The sequence below is a fragment of the Shewanella sp. 0m-8 genome (assembly GCF_052977265.1).
This window is the reverse complement of the sequence record NZ_JBRIMB010000053.1, coordinates 24,872-32,827: the sequence shown is the minus strand read 5'-3', so window position 1 is coordinate 32,827 and position 7,956 is coordinate 24,872. Positions and strand designations below refer to the sequence as shown.

Here is a 7,956-nt window from a genome sequence, read left to right as displayed (position 1 = left end):
CCCCAGAACAGTAAAACCAAGGCCTCAACGGTATGCCAAAAATAAAAATGCCGTTCACCTTAAGTGAACGGCATTAGAGCCAGTAGGCTCCTTTTTTATACTTTGTATTTTTTATACTGCTCTTAAGTAAAATCGCCTAAGTGCATTAACATCAGTGCATTAACATCAGTGCAGTCACATAAGCGTATTACTTAGATTCTTTCTTAGCTGCGCGCTCAGCTTTTTTCTGCTCTTTGGTTTTCCAGTGGCGAGTATTGTAGACAAACTCAGGTAAACCTTTAGTCAACCATGCCACTAGGCGCCAGCGTTTGGTGACGTAGGCTTTGCGCTTGCCTGCTTTCATCGCTTTAATCACTTGATTAGCTACAACTGGCAGTGGCGACAACCACAGACGATTTTGCTGCATGGCCGCTTTATCTAACATGCCTAATTGGATATCGGTAATCGTGATAGGCAGCTTTAAACGCTGGGCATGCATGCTTAGGCCTTCAAAGTAGTTTTGTGCATAAGCTTTCGATGCGTGATAGGCGACACTCGGACCCCCTCTTAGACCCGCTATCGAGTTAATTGCCGCAAGTTGACCATAGCCTTGATCGCGAAATAGCCTAAAGGCAGTATTGCAAATGGCTGAAAAGCCTTGCACATTAACTGTGATGATATCTTGCTCTGGTTGCCATGGTAGCTCAGGATCGTAATGGGTTAACCCTGTATTAACCAGAACAAGATGAGCGCCGCCTAGAGAATGCCAAACAGCATTAATGGTACTGATCACGGCTTCTGGATCATCAATTTTCAATGGAAAAACCTGCGCCTTAGTGGGCAAGGATTGGCTAAACTCGGTAAGAGATTGTGGATCTTGTGCTAACAGGGCCAGTTCAACGCCTTCATCTGCAAGTTGTTTTGCAATTTCACGGCTGAGTAATGAGCTAGCGCCCACAATTATTGCAGTTGCTTGTGTCATATGGGTATTCGACTTCGAATAGGTAACTTATCATAGAAAGATAAGTGTATTAGAACAAGATTAATTGTCAGTTGCTGTGACAAGGATTGTGAGAATACCTATTCTTTAACAGCTGTTATCGATAGGTAGCTAATAGACTTTTCTATTTAACTGATATAATTTCAAGTACGGACATATAGACTTCTAGAAGTCTTAATGTATTATGAGGAGTATAAATATGGAACGGTGGTTTAAGCCTTTATTACCTTTAGTGGTAGCTGCAAGTATGTTGACCGGTTGTGCAACATCTAATGCAGTGGTGGAGATCCAAGGTGAAGTTTGGTACAAGGAGCGCATGATACTCCCTGAAGATGCCGTCATCACTGTACAAGTTCAGGATGTGTCTTTAATGGATGCGCCTGCTGTAGTGATTGCAGAGTTTGAGCGTAATGATGTCAGCACACCAACACCTTTTCAGTTTTTAATTAATAGAGATCAATTTGAAGACGGCCATACCTATACGATTGGGGCGCGCATTAGTCTTGATGACAAGTTGATGTTTATCAATACACAAGCTTATCGAATTGATTTGGACTCAAGTGAGCCAATGTCAGTTTTAGTGCAGAAGGTGGCACGTTAAATTAATTGACCACGAGTTAATTTAAACGGCGCGTCTCATTCTGATAGGTCATTCGAATTAGAAAAGAGGCGCGCTATGCCGGTTAAAATCCCCGATGATCTGCCCGCGGCAGAGATCTTGGAATCTGAGAATATCTTCGTTATGTCTGAAACTCGGGCAGCGAATCAAGATATTCGTCCAATGAAGGTGTTAATTTTGAATTTAATGCCGAATAAAATCGAGACCGAAACGCAGCTGTTACGTCTTTTAGGGAATACTCCGCTACAAGTTGATGTGGATCTACTCAGAATTCACGATAAAGAGTCCAAACATACCTCAATCGATCACATGAATAATTTTTATCGAGACTTTGAGCATGTGCGCCAGAAAAACTACGATGGTTTAATCATTACTGGTGCGCCACTTGGGCAGGTTGAGTTTGAAGACGTGTCATACTGGGATCATATTCGTGAGATTATTGACTGGTCGCAGCAGCATGTTACCTCGGTTCTTTTCTTATGTTGGGCAGCGCATGCTGCACTGTTTCATCTATTTGACTTAAACCGATCATTGCTTAAAACAAAGCGCTCAGGTGTCTATAACCATCGCCGCACTACAGAGCATTACCCTTTACTACGTGGTTTTGATGATGAGTTCTTTGCACCACATTCTCGTTTTGCTGAGATGGACATTAACAAGCTACGTGCGCATCCAGAACTTGAGGTATTGACTGAATCTGATGAGGCAGGTGCCTATATGGTACTCAGTAAGAATAATCGCAACCTATTTGTAATGGGCCATCCTGAGTATCAAAAGTCGACCTTAAAAGATGAGTACCAGCGCGATCTCGCTCAGGGGTTAATGCCTGACTTACCGCAAAACTACTTTAAAAATAATGATCCTGAGCAAGAACCTATCGCACGCTGGCACAGTCACGGTAGTCTGTTGGTGAGTAATTGGCTCAACTATTATGTGTATCAGCTTACCCCTTATAACCTCGATGATATGACCGAAATTACCCCCTGGGAGTCTTAATTGTTAAGGGGTAACTCGCTAATGCAAAATGCCGATGTTCTTTATTGAATATCGGCATTTTGGTATAAGGCGGTTTCACTTAGCGTGTAAGTTTAATTGTTATCAGCAACCAAAACGCAGTGTGCATCAAGTGAGCGACAAACGGTAAAAACGCCATCTAAGACTAATTGTGTGCTTGGTTGCGGATCCACATCAGAGGTGATCAGAAGTTGAGATAAGTCAGGCGCTATGCTTGAGACCTTTAAACTTGCGTTTAAATCTCCCTTGGTAATTTCGATAGCGTGATTTTTTATAGAGCTCGATGCTATGGCCAGCAAGGGGTTAGCTTGAATGGTTTTTAGTGCGACTTGATAGATTTGCTCTGGTGTCGCTTTTATATTCACAGTGGCCACTTCATGCTTCGAACTTTTATAATAAGTTACCGCTCCTATGGTTACCGCCCCAACAGCAACACAGCCGCTCAGCATTATATTGGTCAATAGCACTAACAATATCGATATATTTTTCATAAGCATCCTTTGGTTATTTGTTCATCATGTTTCGCATTGCAATCGATAGAGCATCAACATGCTATGTGCAGTGAAACGTGTAACTGATTGGTATAACTATTTGCTGTATTAATAATAAAAGGCTAGTGCACCTCAAGCTGATCACAAGTAACAAAACGCAGAGTCTGTATTCCCCCGCTAGTGTAAATTCTATGTGACAACTCAGTCCTATACTTTGGTAGATGTTTGACCAAACAACCCTTGCTTTACGTTCGCGTAAACGTCACAGTGTTAAATATTGAGCAGAAGTGCACTTTATATTAACTAGGCAATAACCTCGCGGTGGTCAACACGAAACTTTGCAGCAACCTACATTTTGCACGGTTTTGGACCGCTTCTATTAAAGGTTAACTAGCGTATTACCGGAGTAATTATGAGTTCAGTTAAGTTAGATCAAGATATCGTTATCGTTGCAGCAAAGCGTACCCCAATGGGCGGATTCCAAGGTGCACTATCCAGTGTTACATCACCAAAGCTCGCCGCAACAGCTATCAAGGGCTTGATGCAACAAAGCGGTCTAGCTGGTGGACTGGTTGATGAAGTATTGATGGGCTGCGTACTACCTGCGGGTTTAGGTCAAGCGCCAGCACGCCAAGCAACCTTAGGCGCTGAGCTGCCACTATCGGTTGGCGCAACGACAGTCAACAAGGTGTGTGGATCCGGCATGAAAACCGTCATGTTAGCCCATGATTTAATTAAAGCTGGCTGCGCAAATGTGGTTATTGCTGGCGGTATGGAAAGCATGAGCCAAGCGCCATACCTGTTAGATAACGCGCGCGGTGGCATGCGTATGGGACATGGTAAGGTGCTGGATCATATGTTCCTTGACGGTCTTGAAGATGCATATACCGGTGGGGCAATGGGCACATTTGCGCAAAACACCGCAGACGATTTTAAGCTAACCCGTGAACAGATGGACAGCTTTGCACTGAGCTCACTGGAAAAAGCCAATAGCGCGATTAATTCAGGTGCCTTTATCGATGAAATCACGCCGGTAACCGTAGCAAACCGCCGCGGCGATATCGTGGTTGATACCGATGAGCAGCCGGGTAACGCTCGCCCAGACAAAATCCCAACACTGCGCCCAGCTTTTGCCAAAGACGGCACTATTACCGCCGCGAACTCTAGCTCCATTTCAGATGGCGCAGCCGCATTGATGTTGATGACCCGCGCACAAGCTAATGAGTTAGGTCTTGATGTGATGGCAACCATTAAGGGGCACACCACTCACGCACAACAACCATCAATGTTTACTACCGCTCCTGTTGGCGCGATGAACAAGCTGCTCGATAAAGTGAGCTGGGCTCAAGAGGACGTGGATCTGTATGAGATCAACGAAGCCTTTGCCATGGTCACCATGTTAGCCATTTCTGAGCTTGGGCTCGACGGCAATAAAGTCAATGTTAATGGCGGCGCTTGTGCGCTAGGCCACCCTATTGGTTGCTCGGGTGCGCGTGTACTGGTGACTTTGATTTATGCCCTTAAAGCGCGAGGCTTAAAACGCGGAGTAGCATCACTGTGTATTGGTGGCGGCGAGGCAACAGCGATGGCAATTGAGCTTTAAAGGCTCGGTTGTAGCAAATAAAAGATAAACGACAGTATTCAACAAGACCGAACCCGTTTAAAGCCAAAATGCTAATAAGCAAGGTACTAATAGCAAGTGAACCGATGTGTTTACTCGCAATACCAGAATAATAAATTGGCCGAGCGGGTTCATCATTTTGCAAATGTCAGCAAATGACATTGCCAAAGTAGGAAGCGATATGACAACTCAAGTGAAACATTACATCAACGGCGAATGGGTATTAGGCCAAGGTGATAAGCAGATAGCCGTGACCAATCCTGCCAATAATGAAACCATCGCAGTGGTAAATGCAGCGAACCATACCGAAGTGTTAAGTGCGGTAGCCAGTGCTAAAGCCGCTTTTCAAAGCTGGAAAGAGGTGCCTGTTTCAGAGCGTGCTCGTGTGATGCTCAAGTATCAGCACCTTTTAAAACAACATCACGACGAAATTGCCACTATCTTAGCCCAAGAAACCGGAAAAACATTTGATGATGCCAAAGGTGATGTATGGCGTGGCATCGAAGTGGCTGAGCATGCCTGCAATATTGCCTCTATGATGATGGGCGAAACCGTTGAAAACGTGGCACGTTCAATCGACACTTACAGCTATACCCAGCCACTGGGTGTTTGCGCGGGTATTACCCCATTTAACTTCCCAGCGATGATCCCACTGTGGATGTTCCCGTTAGCCATCGCTTGCGGTAACACGTTTATCTTAAAGCCATCAGAGCAAGATCCAATGACGCCGCAGCGTCTTATCGAGCTATTTGAAGAGGCGGGTGCACCAAAAGGCGTAGTGCAGCTGGTTCACGGCGATAAAACGGCTGTGGATATTTTACTTTCTCACCCAGATATTAAAGCCATCTCATTTGTGGGTTCGGTGAATGTGGGTCAATACATTTACAAAACCGGTACTGATAACTTAAAGCGTGTCCAAGCCTTTGCCGGGGCTAAAAATCACTGCGTGATTATGCCTGATGCCAATAAACAACAAGTGATTAATAACTTAGTGGGCGCATCTGTTGGCGCGGCCGGTCAACGTTGTATGGCGCTTTCAGTTGCTGTGTTTGTTGGCGCAGCAAAAGAGTGGATCCCTGAGTTAAAAGAGGCGATAGCTAAAGTCAAACCAGGTCTTTGGGATGATAAAGATGCCGCTTATGGTCCGGTAATTAGCCCTGCCGCGAAGCAGCGCGTAGTGAGCCTGATTGCACAAGGTATTGAGGAGGGCGCCGATTGCTTACTCGATGGTAGCGATTTTACCGTTGAAGGTTATGAGTCGGGTAACTGGGTTGGCCCAACCCTATTCGATAAAGTCACGACTGATATGAGCATCTATAAAGAAGAGATCTTTGGCCCAGTGCTGTGCTGCATGAATGCCCAAACCTTAGAAGAAGCGATAGCGATAGTGAACGACAGCCCATACGGCAATGGTACCTCCATCTTTACCGCCAGTGGCGCAGCTGCACGTAAATACCAGCACGAGATTGAAGTGGGTCAGGTGGGTATTAACGTCCCCATTCCAGTGCCATTGCCTTTTTTCTCGTTCACTGGTTGGAAAGGCAGTTTCTATGGCGATCAGCACGCATACGGTAAGCAAGCGGTACGTTTCTATACTGAGACCAAGACCATCACAGCTCGCTGGTTTGAGTCAGATATTGCCGTTGCATCAGCACCGAATATGACGATTGAGCTTAAGTAACACGCGTTATTGCCACCCATGAGCTTTTGACTTATGGCGGGGGCAATGTTCGTTAACGGCTACTTTTTTGAGTCAGCGGTTAACGGATAAGCGCAGGCTGTAGCGAGTAAAAAAGCTAATACAAGAGCTATCACAACAAATAACGAATAGAGGTCTGCAGCGGTAGCGACTCGAAAGGAGCGCCGTTAGTAAAGATCCAAAGCCTTTGCTTGATGGTGCAGACCTAGAACCTAGAACCTAGAACCTAGAACCTAGAACCTAGAACCTAGAACCTAGAACCTAGAACCTAGAACCTAGAGCAGGGCAATCGACAGGACAACAGGAGTACCCCGATGGATTTTAATCTCAATGAAGACCAACGCCAATTTGCCGATTTAGCCCAGCAGTTTGCTAAAGAGGAGCTTGCTCCCTTTGCCGCCAAATGGGATGAAGAGCATCACTTTCCCAAAGATGTGATTCAAAAAGCGGGCGAGCTAGGCTTTTGCTCACTGTATTCGCCAGAATCTGAAGGCGGAATGGGACTATCACGCTTAGATTCATCGATTATTTTTGAGCAACTATCCATGGGCTGCACCGCAACTACAGCCATGCTAACCATCCACAATATGGCCACTTGGATGGTCACCAGCTTTGGTACAGCAGTATTACGTCAAGAGTGGTCTGAGTCACTCACTACAGGTGAAAAGCTAGCATCATATTGCTTAACTGAGCCAGGGGCGGGCAGTGATGCTGCTGCATTGCAAACTAAAGCGGTACGTGAGGGCGATGAGTACGTCATTTCAGGCTCTAAAGTGTTTATCTCTGGCGCGGGAGCCACTGAGCTATTAGTGGTGATGTGCCGCACCGGAGAGGCGGGCCCTAAAGGCATTTCAGCGATTGCGGTTCCAGCCGATGCTGCCGGAGTTATTTACGGTAAAGCGGAAGATAAGATGGGCTGGAACGCCCAGCCAACCCGTGAAATCACCTTTGAAAACGTACGGGTGCCAGTTGCTTATTTACTCGGTGAAGAAGGTCAAGGCTTCACCTTTGCCATGAAGGGACTTGATGGTGGCCGCATCAATATTGCCACCTGCTCAATTGGTACCGCCCAAGCCGCACTTGAACGTGCGACTCAATATATGAATGAGCGTAAGCAGTTTGGTAAGCCGTTAGCGGCGTTTCAGGCATTGCAATTTAAGCTCGCCGATATGGCGACTGAGCTGGTTGCTGCGCGCCAACTTGTGCGCTTAGCTGCATTTAAGTTAGATGAGCAAGATCCAGAAGCCACAGCGTATTGCGCCATGGCAAAACGCTTTGCCACCGATATCGGTTTTCAGGTGTGTGACGCTGCGCTGCAAATTCATGGTGGCTATGGTTACATTCGAGAATACCCATTAGAGCGCTATGTGCGAGATGTGCGAGTGCATCAAATTTTAGAGGGAACTAACGAAATCATGCGCTTAATTATTTCGCGCCGTTTGTTAGATGAAAACGCAGGCGCCATTCTATAAGCCATCTTATAAGCGCACAGTATTAGCGGCATCGTTTAAACGAGCTAGCCGCCTAACTTGA

Annotated in this window: 7 protein-coding genes; 5 read left to right on the top strand and 2 right to left on the bottom strand. The window is 45.9% G+C overall.

What is annotated here, in order from left to right:
- Positions 1-187: 187 nt before the first annotated feature.
- A complete protein-coding gene (locus ACVBIO_RS18570) occupies positions 188-961 on the bottom strand; it encodes an SDR family NAD(P)-dependent oxidoreductase (protein WP_447162327.1) in 774 nt (257 codons plus the stop codon).
- Positions 962-1,178: 217 nt separating this feature from the next.
- Between ACVBIO_RS18570 and ACVBIO_RS18565 the strand changes: the two genes are divergently transcribed.
- Positions 1,179-1,580 (top strand): YbaY family lipoprotein, encoded by a 402-nt coding sequence (locus ACVBIO_RS18565; protein ID WP_447162328.1) that lies wholly within the window; start codon positions 1,179-1,181, stop codon positions 1,578-1,580.
- A gap of 75 nt (positions 1,581-1,655) precedes the next feature.
- Positions 1,656-2,594, top strand: coding sequence for a homoserine O-succinyltransferase MetA (gene metA, locus ACVBIO_RS18560; protein ID WP_447163567.1), 939 nt, complete (start codon positions 1,656-1,658; stop codon positions 2,592-2,594).
- Between the two features lie 92 nt (positions 2,595-2,686).
- Here the strand turns inward: metA and ACVBIO_RS18555 are convergent, their stop codons facing one another.
- A complete protein-coding gene (locus ACVBIO_RS18555; RefSeq protein WP_447163566.1) occupies positions 2,687-3,103 on the bottom strand; it encodes a DUF3568 domain-containing protein in 417 nt (138 codons plus the stop codon).
- Positions 3,104-3,515: 412 nt separating this feature from the next.
- Here ACVBIO_RS18555 and ACVBIO_RS18550 point away from each other — a divergent pair, with 412 nt between their 5' ends.
- The 3 genes from ACVBIO_RS18550 to ACVBIO_RS18540 all read left to right on the top strand — a co-directional run bounded on the left by ACVBIO_RS18550 (position 3,516) and on the right by ACVBIO_RS18540 (position 7,895).
- Positions 3,516-4,706, top strand: coding sequence for an acetyl-CoA C-acyltransferase (locus tag ACVBIO_RS18550; protein WP_447173191.1), 1,191 nt, complete (start codon positions 3,516-3,518; stop codon positions 4,704-4,706).
- Positions 4,707-4,905: 199 nt separating this feature from the next.
- On the top strand, positions 4,906-6,405 hold the full coding sequence (locus tag ACVBIO_RS18545; protein ID WP_447169235.1) for a CoA-acylating methylmalonate-semialdehyde dehydrogenase: 1,500 nt from the start codon (positions 4,906-4,908) through the stop codon (positions 6,403-6,405).
- A 332-nt stretch (positions 6,406-6,737) separates the two neighbouring features.
- A complete protein-coding gene (locus ACVBIO_RS18540; RefSeq protein ID WP_447162333.1) occupies positions 6,738-7,895 on the top strand; it encodes an acyl-CoA dehydrogenase family protein in 1,158 nt (385 codons plus the stop codon).
- Positions 7,896-7,956 lie beyond the last annotated feature (61 nt).